The organism is Mycobacterium sp. MAC_080597_8934 (assembly GCF_000523975.1).
In the GTDB taxonomy this organism is placed as follows: domain Bacteria; phylum Actinomycetota; class Actinomycetes; order Mycobacteriales; family Mycobacteriaceae; genus Mycobacterium; species Mycobacterium avium.
In genome coordinates, this window is the sequence record NZ_JAOS01000023.1 from 263,492 (window position 1) to 283,397 (window position 19,906).

A 19,906-nucleotide genomic window follows, 5' to 3' on the forward strand; every position below is an offset into this window, starting at 1 on the left:
CGCTGCCGGCGCCCGATGACCAGGCAAAACCACCATGACCGAAACCCGCCCGAGCGAGCGCTACGGCCGTTCGGCGCTGTCGCGCATTCCGCGGCGGTGGGTGATCGCCGCGCTGGGCGTGCTGGTGGTGGCGGCCGGGCTGGCGGTGGCCGTCGTCGGCTATCACCGGTTCGGCACCAGCGACGTCAAGGCGACGATGGTCGGGTACCGGGTGCTCGACGACCAGACCGCGTCGATCACGATCAGCGTGACGCGATCGGATCCGTCCCGCCCGGTGGACTGCATCGTGCGGGTCCGCTCCCACGACGGCGGCGAGACCGGCCGGCGCGAGCTGCTGGTCCCGCCGGCCGGCGCGGCCACCGTCGAGGTGACGACGACGGTGAAGTCCTTCCAGCCGCCGGTGGTGGCCGACGTCTACGGCTGCGGCACCGACGTGCCCGGCTATCTGCGGCCGTCCTGACCGGCCCGGATCGACGCCGAACTGCGAATTTGGAGTCATCGACTGTTTGCGCGGTGGTAACATGGATGAATGCACGGTTCCGGTTGGGGCCGTGTTGCTGCATTAGCGGCCGTGAGCAAAACGGGGCGGCAGCACACGGGGAGGCACCCGCACGCTCTGGGCGACGGAGTTAACAGGACTTACGCGAACTCGCGGAACAACATACGAGGAGCACGACGAGATGACGGATACTTCCGTGACCTGGCTTACCCAGGAGTCGCACGACCGGCTCAAGGCCGAGCTCGATCAGTTGATCGCGAATCGTCCGGTCATCGCCGCGGAGATCAACGACCGCCGCGAGGAGGGTGACCTGCGCGAGAACGGCGGCTACCACGCCGCGCGCGAAGAGCAGGGCCAACAGGAGGCCCGGATTCGCCAGCTGCAGGATCTGCTCAACAACGCCAAGGTCGGCGAGGCGCCCAAGCAGTCCGGTGTCGCGCTGCCCGGCTCGGTGGTCAAGGTCTACTACAACGGCGACAAGTCCGACACCGAGACGTTCCTCATCGCCACCCGCCAGGAGGGCGTCAACGACGGCAAGCTCGAGGTGTACTCGCCCAATTCACCGCTGGGCGGGGCGCTGATCGACGCCAAGGTGGGCGAGACCCGCAGCTACACCGTGCCCAACGGCAGCACCGTCGAGGTCACGCTGGTCAGCGCGGAGCCCTACCACTCCTGAGTCCGAGCGCTCGGCGTATCAACTGAGCGCCCGATCGAGGTCGGCCAGCAGGTCGTCGACGTCCTCGATGCCGACCGACAGCCGGACCAGATCGTCGGGCACCTCCAGTTGCGACCCCGCCGTCGACGCGTGCGTCATCGCGCTGGGGTGCTCGATCAGCGACTCGACCCCGCCCAGCGACTCGGCCAGGATGAACACCCGGGTGTTGGCGCACAGCTTTCGGGCGGCCTGCCGGCCGTCGCGCATCCGCACCGAGACCATGCCGCCGAAGCCCGACATCTGCCGGGCGGCGACGTCGTGGCCCGGATGGCCGGGCAGGCCGGGATAGAGCACCGCGCTCACCGCGGGGTGCGCGGCGAGGAATTGCGCTACGGCAGAGGCGTTTTCGGTGTGCCGCTGCATCCGCAGCACCAGGGTCTTCAGCCCGCGCATGGTCAGGTAGGCGTCGAACGGGCCGGGCACCGCGCCCGCCCCGTTCTGCAAGAACCCGAACGCGTCGTCCAGCTCGGCGTCGTTGGTGACCAGCGCACCGCCCACCACGTCGGAGTGCCCGCCGATGTACTTGGTGGTGGAATGCAGCACGATGTCGGCGCCCAGCCTCAACGGCTGCTGCAGCGCCGGCGAGGCAAAGGTGTTGTCCACCAACACCTTTGCCGAGTGCTGGTGGCCCAGCTGGGCCAGCGCGGCGATGTCGGCGATCGACAGCAACGGGTTGGTCGGGGTTTCCACCCAGATCAGCCGGGTGCGCGGCGTGATCGCGGCGGCCACGGCGTCGAGCTGATGCAACGGCACCGGCGTGTATTCGACGTTCCAGCGGGTGAACACCTTGTCGATCAACCGAAAGGTGCCGCCGTAGGCGTCATTCGGGATCACCACGTGGTCGCCGGGCCGCAGCACCGCCCGCAGCGCGCAGTCGGTGGCGGCCATGCCGGAGGCGAAGGCCCGCCCGTGGCTGCCGGCCTCCACCGCGGCCAGCGTGGCCTCCAGCGCGGCCCGGGTCGGGTTGCCGGTGCGGGCGTACTCGTACCCGCCGCGCAGCGCGCCCACCCCGTCCTGGGCGAAGGTGCTGCTGGCGTAGATCGGCGTGTTGACCGCTCCGGTCGCCGGGTCCGGCCGGTAGCCGGCGTGAATCGCCTTGGTGGCCAGTCCGCTGAACTCGGGGTGTGCGTTGCCGTCGTCGCTCATCGACGATCAGCCTAGGGGACGGCCGCGGTCGCCGGCCCTAGCTCGGCGGGCTTTCGGAGCCGTCGAGCGGCAGGCACACGGTCGTCATGATCTTGTCGGCCAGCGTCTGCCGCTTGGAATCCCATAGCGGGAAAAGGAATCCGATGAAGCAGATGATCGCGTCGACGAAGTGCGCCAGCGCCCGCACCACCGACATCCCGAAGCCGACGGGTTGGCCGGTGACCTCGCTGACCACTTTGAACTTCATCACCGACTTGCCCACGCTCGACCCGGTGGTGCCCTGCCGGTAGCCGTAATTCCAGATCAGGTAGAACAACCCGACGATCGACGCCAACCACTGCGCCACCAGGCCAAGCGTCGAGTTCTGGGTGGCGCAGTACTGGTTCACCGCGTACTGCCTGACGTCGGTGATGCAGGCGGTCTGCTGGGTGGCCACCAGGATCGCGGTGCCGATGCCGTGCACCACGACGTACGGGAGGATGTCGATGACGAACGCCAGCGCGCGGGTGAGCCACGGCGTGTAGTCCTGCGTGGGCAGGGTGCGGATCGCCGGTCCCGGGGGCGGCGGCGCGTATCCCCCCGACGGCGGCGGCGGTGGCGGATAGGACCCGCCGGGCGGCGGGGGCGGCGGGAAAGACCCGCCGGGTGGAGGCGGTGGCTGCTGCCCACCGGGGGGCGGAGTCGGCTGACCGCCGGGCGACCCGGGCGACGAGGGAGGTGGCGGGTAGGCGCCGCCGGGCGGCGGTTGATCGGTCATGGGCAACCTTCCACTCCGGGTCAGCTGGACATCAGTCGAACTAGGCCGAAACAGTACCCGAGGGTTCGACGTCCGAGCGAGACGCGCGACCTAGCGCCGCCCGCCCGATCCGCGGGGTCCCTCGGAGAGGAAACCGAGCAAGTCGTAGCGGGTGATCACACCCACCGGCTTGCCCTCCTCGACCACCATCAGGGCGTCCCAATCGCGCAGCGCCTTGCCCGCCGCGCTGACCGATTCGCCGGCGCCGATCATCGGCAGCGGCGGGCTCATGTGCAGCGAGACCGCGTCGGCCAGCTTCGCCCGGCCCTCGAAAACCGCTGACAGCAGCTCACGTTCGGAGACGCTGCCGGCGACCTCGCCGGCCATCACCGGCGGCTCGGCGCCGACCACCGGCATCTGGGACACCCCGTACTCGCGCAGGATGCCGATGGCGTCGCGCACGGTTTCCGACGGGTGGGTGTGCACCAGGTCGGGCAGCTCACCGGACTTGCGGCGCAACACGTCGCCGACGCGGGACTGGTCGGTCGACCCGTCCAGCCGGGTACGCAGGAACCCGTAGGAGGACATCCAGGCGTCGTTGAAGATCTTCGCCATGTAGCCGCGCCCGCCGTCGGGCAGCAGCACCACCACCAGCGCGTCGGGCCCGGCCTGCTCGGCCACCCGCAGCGCCGCCACCACGGCCATGCCGCAGGACCCGCCGACCAGCATCGCCTCCTCGCGGGCCAGCCGCCGGGTCATGTTGAACGAGTCGGAGTCCGACACCGCGATGATCTCGTCGGGCACCGTGCGGTCGTAGGCCTGCGGCCAGAAGTCCTCGCCGACACCCTCGACCAGATAGGGCCGGCCGGTGCCGCCGGAATACACCGATCCCTCGGGGTCGGCGCCGATGACGCGGACCCGGCCGCCGGACACCTCCTTGAGGTAGCGGCCCGCGCCGGTGATGGTGCCGCCGGTGCCGATGCCGGCGACGAAATGGGTGACCTTGCCGTCGGTGTCGGCCCAGATCTCCGGGCCGGTGGTGGCGTAGTGGCTGGCCGGGCCCTCCGGGTTGGCGTACTGGTCGGGCTTCCAGGCGCCCTCGATCTCGGTGACCAGCCGGTCCGAGACGCTGTAGTAGCTGTCCGGATGCTCGGGCGGCACCGCCGTCGGGCACACCACCACCTCGGCGCCGTACGCCATCAACACGTTGCGCTTGTCCTCACCGACCTTGTCCGGGCAGACGAACACGCACTTGTAGCCGCGCTGCTGGGCCACCAGCGCCAGCCCGACACCGGTGTTGCCCGAGGTGGGTTCGACGATGGTGCCGCCGGGCTTCAGCGCACCGCTGGCCTCGGCGGCGTCGATCATCCTGACCGCGATCCGGTCCTTGGAGCTGCCGCCGGGGTTGAGGTATTCGACCTTGGCCGCCACGATGCCCGCGCCGTCGGGCACGACGGAGTTCAGCCGCACCAGCGGCGTGCCGCCGATGAGGTCACTGATGTGCTGCGCGATCCGCATGCGTCACATCGTCTCAGGCGGTTTCCCGCGGCGCACAAGGACTCAGCCGGTGGCCTCGCGGATGTAGTCGCCGATCTGGCGCAGCGACCGCCTGGCCTCGGGCACCATCGGCGCGGCCAGCTGGAAGTCGTGGATCTGTCCCGGCCACACCCGCACCTCGGCCGGCACGCCCGCCGCGGCCAGCCGGCTCGCCGCCAGCCGGGCGTCGTGCAGCAGCACCTCGGAGCCCGACACGTGAATCAGCGTGCGCGGCAGCCCCGGCTCGATGTGCTCGAGCGGCTCGTAGATCTCCTCGGGCTTGCCGTCGACGATGTTCTTCGCCGCCGCGCCGGCCACCAGCTCGGCCAGGGCGTCGAACGCGCCGGCGCCGAACATCGCGTCGGTGTCGATGTTGGGGTGGGCCTGCTTGGGCTCCTTGGCCAGCTGCAGCAGCGGCGAGATCATCACCAGCGCGGCGGGTTCCTCACCCTCGCGCTGCAGGCGTTGCGCCAGCGTCAGCGCCAGGTAGCCGCCCGCGGAGTCGCCGGCCAGCACGATCTGGTCGGGCTGGTAGCCGCGCAGCCGCAGCCACTGGTACGCGTCATGGCAGTCCTGCAGCGCCATGCCGACCGAATTCTTCGGCAGCAGACGGTAATTCACCACCAGCACGGGCGCGTCGGCGAAGGTGGAAAGGGCTTCGACGAGCCGGCCGTGCGAGTTCGCCCCGCAGGTCAGAAACGCCCCGCCGTGCAGGTAGACCACGACGCGGCGGGTGCCGTCGGCGGGCAGCACCCCGGGCGCGCGGACCAGCTGCGCCGACGCGTGCGGCAGCGCCACCGTCTCGCGCACGGTGGCCGACACCGGCAGCAGCACCCGGGCGGTGAGGTCGATCAGACCCCACGGCCAGGGCAGGTTGGGGGCGTGGCTGCCGACGGCCAGAATCGGCCGGATGGTCAGCCGTGAGGTCAGGTTGGCCAGTCGCGCAGCAACGCTGGGTCCGGATTCGAGAACCTCGACCGGTGCGCCGTCGCTGATCGCGAACTTGCGGATGCGCGCGCGGCGCGCCTTGAGGACGTCGTGGACACGGACGGGACTCTGCGATCCCGATACCTCGCTCGGTGCGGTCATGCTCAACACTTCCTACGCCGTTGTAGTGCGATACAGCATGTGACGAGGCTGTTGAGCGTCTGGTTCAGCCGTGTGCCAAGGCGCTCAGCCATCCCCTCGCTCTCAGCTTGACAGCCGTTGCTTAGCACAACGTATGAAATCTCTGATTTGATACCAGTTTTGCTTCGCACCGTGATCAGTTCGTTTTTCAGCCGCCTCCGCAAACTCCAAAGCGCCTCTAAACTTGATGCCGTGACCATTCGGGTGCCACGTCGTTCGGCGATCGCCCTGGCCACAGCGGGCGCGCTGGCCTCGACAGGAACCGCCTACCTGGGGGCACGCAGTCTGCTGGTCGGCCAGGCCACCCACGCGCGCACCGTCATCCCCAAGTCGTGGGACATCCCGCCGCGCGCCGACGGCGTGTACACCCGCGGCGGCGGGCCGGTGCAGCGCTGGCACCGCGGCATGGCCGTCGACCTGCACCTGATGATCTTCGGCGATTCCACCGCCGCCGGATACGGCTGCATGTGCGCCGACGAAGTGCCGGGGGTGCGCATCGCGCGGGGCCTGGCCGAGCAGACCGGCAAGCGAATCCGGTTGAGCACCAAGGCCATTGTGGGCGCCACGTCGAAAGGCGTGTGCGGCCAAGTGGATGCGATGTTCGTGGCCGGTCCGCCGCCGGACGTGGCGGTGATCATGGTCGGCGCCAACGACGTGACGGCGCTCAACGGTGTCAGCCAGTCGGCGCACCGGCTGGGGTTGTGCGTGCGCAAACTGCGGAACCGCGGCGCGGTGGTGATCGTGGGCACCTGCCCGGATCTGGGGTTCATCAGCGCCATTCCGCAACCGCTGCGATCGTTGGCGCACGAGCGGTGCCTGCAACTCGCCCGCGCCCAGACGGCAACCGTCCGCGCCGCCGGCGGGGTGCCGGTGCCGCTGGCCCAGCTGATGGCGCCGCAGTTCCGGGCCACCCCGGAGGCGATGTTCTCCGCCGACGGCTACCACCCCTCGGCCCCGGCCTACGCGCTGGCGGCCGACGCGCTGCTGCTCGCGCTGTGCGAGGCGCTGGGCGAGCAGGTGGAGCGACCGCCGCTGAACCAGCCGGTGCCCTCGGCACAGCCGGTGCTCGGGCAGCGGCACACCCGCAGCAGCGTGATGTCGCGGCTGTGGCGCCGTCCGGCACCCGGTGCCGCCCCGTCGTCGTGCCCCGAGGTCGGCAGCGACTAGATTTGTTCTCGCCCGTCGGGGTGGACCTACCCGGTGGTGACGCGAGCCAGCCCAATTCGAGGGACCCGCAGGGATCTGAAGGGAACAACCATGCCTGAAGCCGTCATCGTCTCAACTGCTCGCTCGCCGATCGGCCGCGCGATGAAGGGATCGCTGGTCAGCATGCGCCCCGACGACCTGGCCGTGCAGATCGTGCGCGCCGCGCTGGACAAGGTGCCGGCGTTGAACCCGCACCAGATCGACGACCTGATCCTGGGCTGCGGCCAGCCCGGCGGTGAGTCCGGATTCAACCTGGCCCGGGTGGTCGCCGTCGAGCTGGGCTTCGACTTCCTGCCGGGCACCACCGTCAACCGGTACTGCTCCTCGTCGCTGCAGACCTCGCGGATGGCGTTCCACGCGATCAAGGCCGGCGAGGGTGACGCGTTCATCTCCGCGGGGGTGGAGACGGTATCCCGGTTCCCCAAGGGCAGCGCCGACTCGTGGCCGGACACCAAGAACCCGCTGTTCAGCGAGGCGCAGGAGCGGTCGGCCGCCGCGGCCGAGGGCGCCGAGGAGTGGCACGACCCGCGCGCCGACGGCAAGCTGCCCGACATCTACATCGCGATGGGGCAGACCGCCGAGAACGTCGCCCTGCTGACCGGCATCAGCCGCGAGGACCAGGACCACTGGGGGGTGCGCAGCCAGAACCGCGCCGAGGAAGCGATCAAGAGCGGGTTCTTCGAGCGGGAGATCACCCCGGTCACGCTGCCGGACGGCACCACGGTCAGCACCGACGACGGCCCACGCCCCGGCACCACGTACGAGAAGATCCGCGAGCTCAAGCCGGTGTTCCGGCCCAACGGCACGGTGACCGCGGGCAACGCCTGCCCGCTGAACGACGGCGCCGCGGCGGTGGTGATCACCAGCGACACCAAGGCCAAGGAGCTCGGCCTGACGCCGCTGGCGCGCATCGTGTCCACCGGGGTCAGCGGCCTGTCGCCGGAGATCATGGGCCTGGGCCCGATCGAGGCCACCAAGAAGGCGCTGGCCCGCGCCAAAATGTCGGTCAGCGACATCGACCTGTTCGAGATCAACGAGGCGTTCGCGGTCCAGGTGCTGGGCTCGGCCCGCGAGCTGGGCATCGACGAGGACAAGCTGAACGTGTCCGGCGGCGCGATCGCGCTGGGTCATCCGTTCGGCATGACCGGCGCCCGGATCACCACCACGCTGCTCAACAACCTGCAGACCCACGACAAGACGTTCGGCCTGGAGACCATGTGCGTCGGCGGCGGCCAGGGCATGGCGATGGTGATCGAGCGCCTCAGCTGAGGCGTCGCGGTGTCTCCCGCTTTCCGGGGTGTGCTTCCCGGCGTCGTCGAGTGTGAATCCTGGTAGACGACACGCCGACGACACGCGCCGCGGTGCAACACCGAACGCCACCACCACACACTCGACACACTCGACCCGCACCGCATGAAAAAACCGGCGCGCCAACGGGCGCGCCGGTTTTCTCGGATGCCGAGAGAGCTAGTCGTTCTGTAGATAACTGAGCAGGCGCAGGATCTCGATGTACAGCCAGACCAGCGTCACGGTCAGGCCGAGCGCGATCCCCCACGCCGCCTTCTCCGGGGCACCGGCGCGCACCATCTGGTCGGCGGCGTCGAAGTCGATCAGGAAGCTGAACGCCGCGATGCCGATGCAGACCAGCGAGAAGATGATCGCCAGCGGGCCGCCGCTGCGCAGGCCCAGGCCGGCGCCGCCGCCGACACCGAACATGGCCAGCACGAAGTTGCCCAGCATCAGCGCCAGCACGCCGAACAACGCGGCGACCACCATCCGGGTGAACTTGGGGGTGACCCGAATGGCGCCGGTCTTGTAGACCACCAACATCCCGAAGAACACCCCGAAGGTGCCCATGACGGCCTCACCGATCAGCACGCCCGCATTGGCGCTGGAGACCGAGAAGTTGGCGAACACGAAGGAAAGGGCGCCGAGGAACAGGCCCTCGAGAACCGCGTAGCTGAGCACGATCGCCGGGCTGTCCTGCTTGCGCCCGAACGTCGCGACCAGCACCAGGCCCAGCCCGCCCAGCGCGCCGACCAGGGTCAGCGGCATCGCAAGGGCCACATTCGACAGCACCAGGAAGTAGGAGACGACCGCGGATGCCGCCAGCACGGCCAGCGTGATGCCGGTCTTGGTGACGACGTCGTCGATGGTCAGCGGTCGCGACGCCCTGGTCTCCTGGTACGGAGTCGCGTAGGGAGCCGCGTAGGGGTCGGCTTGATAGCCCTGCATGGGGGCCGCGCCAGTGCCGAATTGCGCGTATCCGCCGCTCTGCTTAGGCAGCGAACGAAATACCGGATTGCTTGTCTCCCGCACCGTCGGATCCTCTCTGATTGGCATCGAGCTGTGCGAACACCATCTCAACGATCAGCGGCTCCCCCCGGTTCCCAGCGGACCTGGGCGTTTCTCGAGTTGGAGAGCCTGCACCGTTGTCGTCGCGTTAAAGATAACCCTTACCCGCGGATACCGCGCCGGTCGTGACGATCTAGATTTCTTCCTCGAGGCTGAACCGGCGATGGGAGGCGAAGGCGTGACCGACGGATCCGACGAGGTTCTCACCGAAGTCGACGGAAACGTCGGCCTGATCACGCTCAACCGCCCCAAGGCGATCAACTCGCTGAATCAGCCGATGATCGACGCGCTGAGCGCCGTCCTCACCGACTGGGCGCGCGACGACAAGGTGCGCGCGGTGCTGCTGTCCGGCGCCGGGGAACGCGGGCTGTGCGCCGGCGGCGACGTGGTGTCCATCTATCACAGCGCCCGCAAGGACGGCGTCGAGGCGCGACGCTTCTGGCGCGACGAATATCAGCTCAACGCCCAGATCTCGGAGTTCGCCAAGCCCTACGTCGCGGTGATGGACGGCATCGTGATGGGCGGCGGCGTCGGCGTCAGCGCGCACGCCAACACCCGGGTGGTCACCGACACCTCCAAGGTCGCCATGCCCGAGGTCGGCATCGGGTTCATCCCCGACGTCGGCGGCGTTTACCTGCTGTCCCGCGCGCCCGGCGGGCTCGGCCTGCACGCCGCGCTGACCGGGGCGCCGTTCTCCGGCGCCGACGCCATCGCCATGGGATTCGCCGACCACTACGTGCCGCACGCCGACGTCGAGGCGTTCCGCCGCGCGGTGGTTGCCGACGGCGTCGAGAGCGCGCTGGCCAAATACGCCGTCGAGCCGCCACCCGGTGAGCTTGCGGCCCAACGTGATTGGATCGACGAGTGCTATGCGGGGCAGACCGTCGAGGACATCGTCGCCGCGCTGCGCGCGCATGGCGCGAGCCCGGCGCACGACGCCGCGGACCTGATCGCCACCCGCTCACCGATCGCGCTGTCGGTGACCCTGGCGGCAGTGCGCCGAGCGGCCGACCTACCGACACTGAAAGACGTTCTGGTGCAGGACTATCGGGTGTCGTCGGCGTCGCTGCGCTCACACGATCTGGTGGAGGGCATCCGGGCGCAGCTGATCGACAAGGACCGCAATCCGCAGTGGTCGCCCGCCCGGCTGGCCGACGTCACCGCGGCCGACGTCGAGGCGTATTTCGCCCCGGTGGACGACGACTTGAGTTTCTAGAAAGGCGATTTGGATGACCGACAGCACCGACCGCACCTTCGAAACCATCCTCGTCGAGCGCGAGGAGCGCGTCGGCATCATCACCCTGAACCGGCCCAAGGCGCTCAACGCGCTCAACACCCAGGTGATGAACGAGGTCACCACCGCGGCAACGGATTTCGACGCCGACCCCGGCATCGGCGCGATCATCATCACCGGATCGGCCAAGGCGTTCGCCGCGGGCGCGGACATCAAGGAGATGGCCGAGCTGACCTTCGCCGACGCCTACGGCGCCGACTTCTTCGCCACCTGGGGCAAGCTCGCCGCGGTGCGCACCCCGACGATCGCCGCGGTGGCCGGGCACGCACTGGGCGGCGGCTGCGAACTGGCCATGATGTGCGATGTGCTGATCGCCGCCGACACGGCGAAATTCGGCCAGCCCGAGATCAAACTCGGGGTGCTGCCCGGCATGGGCGGTTCGCAGCGGCTGACCCGCGCCATCGGCAAGGCCAAGGCGATGGACCTGATCCTGACCGGCCGCACCATCGACGCCGCGGAAGCCGAACGCAGCGGCCTGGTTTCGCGCGTGGTGCCCGCCGATGACCTGCTGACCGAGGCCAAGAAGGTCGCCACCACGATTTCGCAGATGTCGCGGTCGGCAGCCCGGATGGCCAAGGAGGCCGTCAACCGCGCTTTCGAAACCACCCTGGCCGAGGGGCTGCTCTACGAACGCCGGTTGTTCCATTCGACTTTCGCCACCGCCGACCAGTCCGAGGGGATGGCGGCCTTCGTCGAGAAGCGCGCGCCGAACTTCACCCACCGCTAGGACGCCTCGATGAGCGAACCGGGTTCCGCGACCGACACCGACACCGGCGACGAGCCGGCGCAGCAGCAAACGGCGCCGGACGGGACCCGAACCGGCGCGCAGACCGCCGTCGCGGAGCACCCCGCACCGAAAGCGCCCGCCCCGGGCACACCGCAGCCCGAAAAACCTTGGTGGGTACGCCATTACACGTTCACCGGCACGACGGTCGGGCTGGTGTTCATCTGGTTCTCGCTGACCCCGTCGCTGCTGCCGCGCGGGGCGATATTCCAGGGATTGGTCAGCGGCATCTCCGGCGCCATCGGCTATGGGCTGGGCGTCTTCGCCGTCTGGCTCTACCGGTACCTGTGGGCCAAACCGTCCAGTCCCCCGCCGCCGCGCTGGGCCTGGAAGATCCTGATCCCGGTCGGCGCGGTCGGCATGGTGTTGATGGCGATCTGGTTCCACGTGTGGCAGGACAAGGTGCGCGACCTGATGGGTGTGGCGCACCTGAAGTGGTACGACTACCCGGTGGCGGGGGTGCTGTCCCTGGTGGTGCTGTTCACCTGCGTCGAGATCGGCCAATTCACCCGCTGGCTGGTTAGCTTCCTGGTCGGCCGGCTCGACCGGATCGCGCCGTTTCGGCTGTCGGCGACCATCGTGGTGGCCCTGCTGGTGGTGCTCACCATCACCCTGCTCAACGGTGTGGTGCTGAAGTTCGCCATGCGCACCATGAACAACACCTTCGCCTCCGCCAACAACGAGATGAGCCCGGACACCGCACCGCCGAAAACCCCGCTGCGCTCCGGCGGCCCGGAGTCGCTGGTGTCCTGGGAGTCGCTGGGCCACCAGGGCCGCGTCTTCATCGAGGGCGGGCCGCGGGTGGAACAGCTGACCGCGTTCAACGGCGCCCCGGCCACCGAGCCGATCCGCGCCTACGCGGGGCTGAACTCCGCCGACGGCATCACCGCCACCGCCGAGCTGGCCGCCCGGGAGTTGCAGCGCACCGGCGGGCTGCGGCGCGCCGTCGTCGCGGTGGCCACCACCACCGGCACCGGCTGGATCAACGAGGCCGAGGCCACCGCGCTGGAGTACATGTACAACGGCAACACCGCGATCGTCAGCATGCAGTATTCGTTCCTGCCCAGCTGGCTGTCGTTCCTGGTGGACAAGGAGAACGCCCGGCACGCCGGTCAGGCGCTGTTCGAGGCGGTCGACCGGCTGGTCCGCCAGCTGCCCGAGGCTCAGCGCCCCAAGCTGGTGGTGTTCGGCGAGAGCCTGGGCTCGTTCGGCGGCGAGGCGCCGTTCATGAGCCTGAACAACGTGCTGGCCCGCACCGACGGCGCCCTGTTCAGCGGCCCGACGTTCAACAACACCATCTGGACCGATCTGACGTCGACGCGCGACGCCGGGTCACCGGAGTGGTTGCCGATCTACAACGACGGCCGCAATGTCCGCTTCGTGGCGCGCGCGGCGAACCTGGCGCGGCCCAAGGATCCGTGGGATCACCCGCGGGTGGTCTACCTGCAGCACGCCTCGGATCCGATCGCCTGGTGGACCACCGACCTGTTGTTCGCCCGGCCGGACTGGCTCAAGGAGCGCCGCGGCTACGACGTGCTGCCGGAGACCACCTGGATCCCGGTGGTGACGTTCCTGCAGGTCTCGGCGGACATGGCGGTCGCCCAGAACGTGCCCGACGGGCACGGCCACCACTACGTCGCCGACGTCGCCGACGCCTGGGCGGCGGTGCTGTCACCGCCGGGGTGGACACCCGACAAGACGGACCGGCTGCGGCCGCTGCTGCACGCCAACGGCTAGATCCAGCGGCGCTCGCCGGCGCCGGTGTTGGCCAGCGGGGCGCCGACCGGACCGCCAGCCAGCCGGCTCAGCACCCCGGCCCCGGCCAGCGCGTGGTAGCCGCCGATCACGTCGGTGGCGCGGTGCAGGCCGATGTCCAGCAGCGCGGCCGCGGCCAGGCTGGACGTGTAGCCCTCCGAACAGATGATCACCCATTCGACGTCGTCGCCGACGGCCTCGGGCAGCCGGGCCTCGCTGGTCGGGTCGCAGCGCCATTCCAGCACGTTGCGCTCGATCACCAGCGCGCCGGGCACCTCGCCCTCGCGGAACCGCTGGGCCTGCGGCCGGATGTCGACCAGCACCGCGCCGCGGCGCACCGCGTCGGGCACTTCGACGGCGGGCAGCCGGCGGAACCGGCGCCGGGCGGACCTCAACACGACGTCGATGCGGCTCATCACGATCCTTCCGGCTGGTCGGTCAGTTCGGTGCGTTGCCGACGCAACGTCTTGCGCTCGGTGATGTCGTAGTAGGACATCGCGGTCAGCGGCGGCGAGTAGGCGTGCACGCTCAGCGTCGGCGCCGCCTGGGCGGCGGCGACGGCCCGACGGCTGACCGGCCCGCTGACCGGCCGGGGCGCCCACACCACGTCGTGCACCCAGCCCAGCGGGAAGCCGGCCTGATCGCCGGCGTCGAGCCGGCGGCGTCGCAAAGCCCTACCGTCCCAACGGTATTCGTTCAGCGATCCGGAGACGACGGTCAACGCGCCCAGCGACCCGCCGTGGTCGTGCAGTTCGGTCGGGTGGCCGGGCACCCAGCTGATCAGCCAGACGTCGAGCTCCTCGTCGCCGTGGATGCGGGTGAACCAGCGCCGCGACGCCGGGATGCCGCCCGGGGGCAGCAGGTGGTCGCAGCGCCCGCTGAGCACGTCGTCGGCGGCCTGATCGGTGGCATAGAGCAGGTCGGGCACCCGCAACCGGGTCGGACCCGGCGACGGCGACGACGGGAAAGGCGGGCGCAGGGCAGCCAGGGTGGCGGCGGGGACAGGCATGAGGAAAGGACTCCAGGGAGCGAAAACGGATCGGGCGGCGGCGTGTTACGGCCGACAACACTCGCAAAATCCGAAGCGCTCCATCACGGCAGCCAGTGTTGCATAGATTGGGACCGTGCGCTGGCGCGGTGATCGGTCCCGGCGACGGGCGCGGTCGTTCTGGTGGGCATCGTGCTGGGGGTTGTGATGGCGGCCCCCGGGTGCTCGCACGGCGCCCGCGCGGCGCGCCGGCGCCCGCACCGGCGCGGCAATCGGGTATCCCCGCCGGCCCGCCGCGGCGCCGCCGGCGCCGTCGGGCTGTCCCCGGGCGGCGTGACGACCCGGATCGACATCCCGGCGGACTCCACCGAAGAGGAGTACTACCAGGCCTGTCACGCCGCCAAGGAGTGGATGGAGGCCCAGCCCAAGACGGGTGCGTCGCTGTTCGAGCCGTACTTGTCGATGGTGCAGGCATCGCCGTCGGGCACCGCGGGCAGCTGGAACACGCCGTGGTCGGCGTTGGCGCCGGCCCGGCAGGCGGCCGTGATCGTCGCCGCCCGGGCGGCCGCCAACGACGAATGCGGGTGACGGCACCCCGGTTGGACAAGGACAATTGCGATCACGGTTGAAAAAACTGCCCGGCCGCGCCCGCCGACCGCCGCGAGCGCCCGCTAGCCGGCCGCCGCGCAAAATGGAGGGGTGCCTGAGGAACGTCGATCAGCACCGACTCGGGTGGCACTCGCGCTCGGCAGCGGTGGCGCCCGCGGCTACGCCCACATCGGGGTGATCGAGGCGCTGCAAGCCCGCGGCTACGACATCGTCGGCGTCGCCGGCTCGTCGATGGGCGCGCTGGTCGGCGGCCTGCAAGCGGCCGGACGGCTGGACGAGTTCGCCGAGTGGGCCAAGTCGCTGACCCAGCGCACCATCCTGCGGCTGCTGGACCCGTCCATCAGCGCGGCCGGGGTGATGCGGGCGGGCAAGATCCTGGACGCGGTGCGCGACATCCTGGGGCCGGTGGCCATCGAGGACCTGCGCATCCCCTACACCGCGGTGGCCACCGACCTGCTGGCCGGCAAGTCGGTGTGGTTTCAGCGCGGGCCGCTGGACGAGGCGATCCGCGCGTCCATCGCGATCCCCGGGGTGATCGCCCCGCACACCCTCGACGGCCGGCTGCTGGCCGACGGCGGCATCCTCGACCCGCTGCCGATGGCCCCGCTCTCGGCCGTCAACGCCGATCTGACCATCGCGGTGAACCTGTCCGGCAGCGAGGCGATCACCCGTCGCGAGGCCGAACCGGCCGCCACCGCCGAGTGGTTGACCCGCATGATGCGCAGCACCTCGGCGCTGTTCGACACGGCCGCCGCCCGCTCGCTGCTCGATCGGCCCACCGCGCGGGCGGTGCTGAGCCGGCTGGGCGGGCCGAGCGGCGACGCCGACGCCTGGCCGGACAATCCCGAGGAACCCGACCAGCCGGTGCTCGCCGATGACGACGACGAGGCCGTCGAATTGCCCGGCGCGGCAACGGATGTGCCCAAACTGGGCAGCTTCGAGGTGATGAACCGCACCATCGACATCGCCCAGGCGGCGCTGGCGCGGCACACGCTGGCCGTCTACCCGCCCGACCTGCTCATCGAGGTCCCCCGCTCGATCTGCCGGGGCCTGGAATTCCACCGGGCGGTGGAGGTGATCGACGCGGGGCGGGCGTTGGCCGACCAAGCCCTCGACGCCCTCGAGGACGGCGACGACGACCGCCCCGCGGTCGAGCGCTGAACTGATTGCCCGGCAACGGGATTCGTCACACACCCAGGAATTCGGCGACGGCCGCGGCTTCGCGGCGGCCCTGTTCGCGGCCGGCCCGCGCCGAGGGCACCCGGCAGCCGGGGTCCAACGGGTTGGGCCCGAACGCCGCCAGCGAGCGGTCGTCGGCGAAGACGGCCAACGCCCGGCCGGGGAACGCCGCGATCTCCGCGGCCGGGCCGGCGCCGAACGGCGACGGCGCGTCGACGCCCGAGGGCACCAGCACCACCGCGACGTCGCAGTCGGCGGCCACCCCCAAATTCACCGAGCTGGCCACCCCGCCGTCCATGTAGCGGCGGCCGCCGATGGCCACCGGAGGCCACGCCCCGGGCACCGCGCAGCTGGCCGCCACCGCGTCGACGAGGTCGACGCCCGACGCCGGGTCGAACACGGTCAGCTCGCCGCTGTCGACGTCGATTGCGGTGAGCCGCAACGCCCGTCGCGGCCACCGGTGCGACGGCAACCGCGCCGCGATCACGCGGCGGCGCACCGGGGCCGGCACGGTGTCGGTGGCCAGCGCCACCGCCCCGATGCGCCGCAATTGTTGGCGGGTCTTGTCCTCCGAGTCGTCGTACGGTTCGGCCAGGGCGGTCAGGAACAGCTCGGTGATGGCCTCGACGTCGACCCCGGAATCGATTTCGGGCGAGGAGGCGGCGACCTGCCGATCGAACAGCGCGTCGAGGGTGTGGCCGCTGCACAGCTGGGCGGCGACCGCCGAGCCCGCCGACGTGCCGACCAGCACGTCGGATTCGGTCAGCAGCCGCGCCGCGGCCGGCGACTCGTCCGCAATGGCCCGCAGAACACCTGTCTCCCAGGCGATTCCGGCGATCCCGCCGCCGGCGAGCACCAGGGCGCGTTTGGTTGTCACGTCGAACCACTCTGCCAAACGGCCTCAGCCGGCCCGCCGGGTGTCGGGCAGTGCGTGCTGGGAGTCCCGCACCGGGGTGCTCAACTCGTCGCGGCGCAGCAGCCGCCGGGGCGGGTCGGGCAGCACCAGGCGGCGGGTGACTCGCAGCCCGGCGTCGACGTGAACCAGCTCCCCCGGCTCGAGCAGCCGCCAACGCGGGTCGGCGTCCATGCGTTCGGTGGCGAACACCACCGACGGCCGGGTGCGCAGCTGCTGGGAGCGCGCGTGAATTCGTATGGTGTGCAAGTCGAATTCGGGTTGCCGGGCCGCGTCGGCGGAGCGATCCAACACGTAGAGCTGATGGGTGTGCGGGTAGCGCAGCGCCCACATCTCGGTGGCGGTGCTCAGCAGCAGGTTGACCGCATAGATCGGGACCTGCTCGGCCAGCCATCGGACGGCGTCGACCAGGCCCGCGGTGATGTCGCCGTCGCGGGCCCGGATCGCGGCGGTGATCAACGCGAACACCCGCTCGGAGTCGGTGTCGCCCAACACCAACCCGTCGACGCCGACCTCACGCAGCCGCGCGTCGATGACGTCGAGCCCCTCCAGCACCCCGTTGTGCGCGAAGATCCGGCCGTCCTGCAGAAACGGGTGGGTGTTGCGGACGTCGAGCGACCCGGTGGTCGCGTAGCGGACGTGGGCGATGACGGTGGTGCCGGTCAGCTGATGCGCTTCGCGCGCGAACGCGGCGTCCCGCCAGGCGGCTATCGGCTCCTTGTGCAGCTGCGGGCGGGCGTGCTCGTCGAACACTCCCAGTCCGGTGCCGTCGGGGTTTCTCCGGCTCTGTTCGGCCAGGCTGTCCGGCGCGTCGAGCAGCCAGAAGGTCGCGGTGCACGCGCGTGTCCCGGCGTGCAGGCCGAAGAGTCGACACATGGGCTCTTACCGTAACGGCCAGGGGACTCAGCGGGTGAGCAAGGCCACCAGGTTGTCCAGCGCGCGTCGCGCGTAGCCCTTCCACATCCTGCCCAGCAGTGGAAGCGCCCAGGCGGTCAGCGGTGACCTGGGATGAATGTCCCAGCGCCAGGTGATCTCGGTTCCGCCGGCCGCCGGGGTGAAAACCCATTCGCCGAGCACATGATTCACCAGCAGCGCCATCGGGCCGGTGATGCCGCTGAGCCGGTAGCCGAACGACCGCGGCGGGTCGACGCTGGTCAGTTCCTCGCGCATGCTGGCACCGCCGGCCAGGTGCACGATGCGCTGCCGGCCCGCCGCGTCCCAGTCCCCGGTCTGTCCGCGCACCTCCCTGATCGGCGGGAAGGGGCCGTACCACCGGTTGAACAGCGTCGGCAGCGGCATCGGCAGCGTGCGTCCGAACGCGTCCGGCGCGGCGACGGGGGCGACGACGGATTGGGCGACGACGAGTGAATCTGCCACTGTGCCAAGCCTTTCAGTCGCGCGCTTCGATCACCCGGTAGCCGCCGTCGGCGTAGCGGGAGCGGACGGCCTTCTTGTCGTACTTGCCGACGCTGGTGCGCGGTATCTCGTCGACGAACGTCCACCGCTCCGGCAGCCACCAGCGGACCACCTTGTCGGCCAGGAACTTTCGCAGCTGGTCGGCGTCGACCGAGGCGCCGTCCTTGACCACCACCACGGCCAGCGGGCGTTCCTCCCACCGCTCGTCGGGCACTCCCACCACCGCGGCCTCGACCACGTCGGGGTGGCCGATCAGGCAGTTTTCCAGCTCCACCGAGGAGATCCATTCGCCACCGGATTTGATGACGTCCTTGGCCCGGTCGGTCAGCGTGACGAAGCCCCGCTCGTCGATGCGGCCCACGTCGCCGGTGCGCAGCCAGCCGGAGTCGAACTTCGAGTCGTCGCGTCCCAGGTAGTAGGAGCCGGCGATCCACGGGCCGCGCACCTCCACCTCCCCCACCGCGGTGCCGTCGTTGGGCAGGACGCGGCCGTCGTCGTCGACGATGCGCATCTGGACCCCGCAGACCGGTTGGCCCTGTGTGCCCCGGTACGCCCAGTGCTGGTCCTCCGGCGTTCCCGGCGGCGGCCAGGCCATGGTGGCCAGGGGCGACGTCTCGGTCATGCCCCACAGTTGCCGGATCTGCACGCCGTGTTTCTCCTCGAAGGTGCGCATCAGCGACACCGGTACGGCCGAGCCGCCGCAGACCACCAGCCGCAGCGACGACATGTCGTGGTCGGGCTCGTCTTCCAGGTGGTGCAGCACCGCGTTCCAGATGGTCGGCACCGCACCGGTCACGGTGGGCCGCAGGTCTTCGACCATCCGCACCAGCGAGCGGGGGTCGAGGTGGCAATCGGGCAGCACCAGGTCCGCGCCGGCCATCAGCGCCGCGTAGGGCAGGCCCCAGGCGTTGGCGTGAAACATCGGCACGATCGGCAGCAGGCTGTCGCTGGCCCCGATCCCGATGCCGTTGGCGGTGCACGCGGCCATCGTATGCAGGAAACTCGAACGATGGCTGTACACAACGCCTTTCGGGTTCCCGGTGGTGCCGCTGGTGTAGCACATGGCGGCCGCGGAGTTCTCGTCGATGCGCGGCCAGTCGAATTCGGCCGGCTCGGCGCCGATGACGTCGGCGTAGCGCAGCACCGTCTTGCCGGATGACCGCAGCGGCTCGGTGTCGCCGTCGCCGACCACGATCACCGTGTGCACGGTGTGCAGGCCGGGCAGCACCGGCGCGAGCAGTTTGACCAGCGACGCGTCGACCAGCACCACCTGGTCCTCGGCCTCGTTGGCGACGTAGGCGATCTGCTCGGGGAACAGCCGGATGTTCAGGGTGTGCAGCACCGCGCCCATCGAGGGCACGGCGAGGTAGGCGGCGAGATGCTCGGCGTTGTTCCACATGAAGGTGGCCACCCGCTGGTCCCCGGTCACCCCGAGCCCGCGCAACGCGTTCGCCAGCTGGGCGGCCTGGTCGCCCAGTTCGCGGTAGCTGGTGCGCCGGTAACCGTCTCCGGTCGCGGTGGTCACGGTGCGCGCCCCGTGCACGCCGCAGCCGTGACGCATGATCGCGGTGATCGTCAACGGAAAGTCCTGCATCGTGCCGTCCACTGCGCACCGCCTCCGCATCGGGGCCGACGGCGCCGCGCCGC

20 protein-coding genes are annotated in these 19,906 nt (G+C 70.3%); 9 read left to right on the forward strand and 11 right to left on the reverse strand.

The annotated features are described in order from the left end of the window. The first annotated feature begins 34 nt into the window (after positions 1–34). Both NF20_RS13850 and greA read left to right on the forward strand, forming a co-directional pair. Positions 35–460, forward strand: coding sequence for a DUF4307 domain-containing protein (locus NF20_RS13850; protein ID WP_033710970.1), 426 nt, complete (start codon positions 35–37; stop codon positions 458–460). Positions 461–680: 220 nt separating this feature from the next. Next, positions 681–1,175 (forward strand): transcription elongation factor GreA, encoded by a 495-nt coding sequence (gene greA, locus NF20_RS13855; RefSeq protein ID WP_003872695.1) that lies wholly within the window; start codon positions 681–683, stop codon positions 1,173–1,175. Between the two features lie 18 nt (positions 1,176–1,193). Here the strand turns inward: greA and NF20_RS13860 are convergent, their stop codons facing one another. From NF20_RS13860 to NF20_RS13875, 4 genes are all read right to left on the reverse strand, one after another. Further along, on the reverse strand, positions 1,194–2,360 hold the full coding sequence (locus NF20_RS13860; RefSeq protein ID WP_023868507.1) for a cystathionine gamma-synthase: 1,167 nt from the start codon (positions 2,358–2,360) through the stop codon (positions 1,194–1,196). Positions 2,361–2,397: 37 nt separating this feature from the next. Continuing rightward, a complete protein-coding gene (locus NF20_RS13865; protein WP_019733529.1) occupies positions 2,398–3,117 on the reverse strand; it encodes an RDD family protein in 720 nt (239 codons plus the stop codon). 90 nt (positions 3,118–3,207) lie between these two features. Then, complete coding sequence (locus NF20_RS13870; RefSeq protein WP_003872698.1) at positions 3,208–4,614, reverse strand: cystathionine beta-synthase; 1,407 nt, start codon at positions 4,612–4,614, stop codon at positions 3,208–3,210. A gap of 42 nt (positions 4,615–4,656) precedes the next feature. Further along, positions 4,657–5,721: an alpha/beta hydrolase gene (locus NF20_RS13875; protein WP_031351733.1), complete on the reverse strand. Its 1,065-nt coding sequence runs from the start codon at positions 5,719–5,721 to the stop codon at positions 4,657–4,659. A 243-nt stretch (positions 5,722–5,964) separates the two neighbouring features. Here NF20_RS13875 and NF20_RS13880 point away from each other — a divergent pair, with 243 nt between their 5' ends. Next, on the forward strand, positions 5,965–6,927 hold the full coding sequence (locus tag NF20_RS13880; RefSeq protein ID WP_009975361.1) for an SGNH/GDSL hydrolase family protein: 963 nt from the start codon (positions 5,965–5,967) through the stop codon (positions 6,925–6,927). A gap of 90 nt (positions 6,928–7,017) precedes the next feature. Next, on the forward strand, positions 7,018–8,235 hold the full coding sequence (locus NF20_RS13885; protein ID WP_003872701.1) for an acetyl-CoA C-acetyltransferase: 1,218 nt from the start codon (positions 7,018–7,020) through the stop codon (positions 8,233–8,235). 198 nt (positions 8,236–8,433) lie between these two features. Here NF20_RS13885 and NF20_RS13890 read toward each other — a convergent pair whose 3' ends face one another. After that, positions 8,434–9,285 carry a Bax inhibitor-1/YccA family membrane protein gene (locus tag NF20_RS13890; RefSeq protein ID WP_003872702.1) on the reverse strand — a complete coding sequence of 284 codons (852 nt, stop codon included), beginning with the start codon at positions 9,283–9,285 and terminating at the stop codon, positions 8,434–8,436. 214 nt (positions 9,286–9,499) lie between these two features. On the opposite strand from NF20_RS13890, the gene NF20_RS13895 reads away from it, so the two are divergent. Genes NF20_RS13895 through NF20_RS13905 form a run of 3 tightly spaced genes read left to right on the forward strand, consistent with a single transcriptional unit; the run spans position 9,500 to position 13,136 of the window. Next, positions 9,500–10,537 (forward strand): enoyl-CoA hydratase/isomerase family protein, encoded by a 1,038-nt coding sequence (locus NF20_RS13895; RefSeq protein WP_003872703.1) that lies wholly within the window; start codon positions 9,500–9,502, stop codon positions 10,535–10,537. Between the two features lie 13 nt (positions 10,538–10,550). Continuing rightward, on the forward strand, positions 10,551–11,342 hold the full coding sequence (locus NF20_RS13900; RefSeq protein WP_009975355.1) for an enoyl-CoA hydratase: 792 nt from the start codon (positions 10,551–10,553) through the stop codon (positions 11,340–11,342). Positions 11,343–11,351: 9 nt separating this feature from the next. After that, positions 11,352–13,136 carry an alpha/beta hydrolase gene (locus NF20_RS13905; RefSeq protein ID WP_019733635.1) on the forward strand — a complete coding sequence of 595 codons (1,785 nt, stop codon included), beginning with the start codon at positions 11,352–11,354 and terminating at the stop codon, positions 13,134–13,136. Here the strand turns inward: NF20_RS13905 and NF20_RS13910 are convergent. Both NF20_RS13910 and NF20_RS13915 read right to left on the reverse strand, forming a co-directional pair. Next, entirely contained in the window at positions 13,133–13,570 is a 438-nt protein-coding gene (locus NF20_RS13910) for a rhodanese-like domain-containing protein (protein ID WP_003872706.1), read from the reverse strand. The genes NF20_RS13905 and NF20_RS13910 overlap by 4 nt on opposite strands. Beyond that, the gene (locus NF20_RS13915; RefSeq protein ID WP_003872707.1) at positions 13,570–14,163 is read right to left on the reverse strand and encodes a cysteine dioxygenase; all 594 of its coding nucleotides are present in this window, start codon (positions 14,161–14,163) and stop codon (positions 13,570–13,572) included. The genes NF20_RS13910 and NF20_RS13915 overlap by 1 nt, the downstream gene beginning before the upstream one ends. Positions 14,164–14,349: 186 nt before the next feature. Here NF20_RS13915 and NF20_RS13920 point away from each other — a divergent pair, with 186 nt between their 5' ends. Together NF20_RS13920 and NF20_RS13925 are read left to right on the forward strand one after the other, a co-directional pair. Then, positions 14,350–14,730, forward strand: coding sequence for a lipoprotein LpqV (locus NF20_RS13920; protein WP_050594181.1), 381 nt, complete (start codon positions 14,350–14,352; stop codon positions 14,728–14,730). 111 nt (positions 14,731–14,841) lie between these two features. Beyond that, positions 14,842–15,912 (forward strand): patatin-like phospholipase family protein, encoded by a 1,071-nt coding sequence (locus NF20_RS13925; RefSeq protein WP_023861803.1) that lies wholly within the window; start codon positions 14,842–14,844, stop codon positions 15,910–15,912. Between the two features lie 25 nt (positions 15,913–15,937). Here the strand turns inward: NF20_RS13925 and NF20_RS13930 are convergent, their stop codons facing one another. Genes NF20_RS13930 through NF20_RS13945 form a run of 4 tightly spaced genes read right to left on the reverse strand, consistent with a single transcriptional unit; the run spans position 15,938 to position 19,865 of the window. After that, a complete protein-coding gene (locus NF20_RS13930; RefSeq protein WP_033710971.1) occupies positions 15,938–16,807 on the reverse strand; it encodes a patatin-like phospholipase family protein in 870 nt (289 codons plus the stop codon). Positions 16,808–16,831: 24 nt separating this feature from the next. Continuing rightward, a complete protein-coding gene (locus tag NF20_RS13935; RefSeq protein WP_023900126.1) occupies positions 16,832–17,719 on the reverse strand; it encodes a class II glutamine amidotransferase in 888 nt (295 codons plus the stop codon). A gap of 27 nt (positions 17,720–17,746) precedes the next feature. Beyond that, positions 17,747–18,220 carry an SRPBCC family protein gene (locus NF20_RS13940; RefSeq protein ID WP_009975342.1) on the reverse strand — a complete coding sequence of 158 codons (474 nt, stop codon included), beginning with the start codon at positions 18,218–18,220 and terminating at the stop codon, positions 17,747–17,749. A gap of 13 nt (positions 18,221–18,233) precedes the next feature. Next, the gene (locus NF20_RS13945; protein WP_031344293.1) at positions 18,234–19,865 is read right to left on the reverse strand and encodes a long-chain fatty acid--CoA ligase; all 1,632 of its coding nucleotides are present in this window, start codon (positions 19,863–19,865) and stop codon (positions 18,234–18,236) included. Positions 19,866–19,906: the final 41 nt, after the last annotated feature.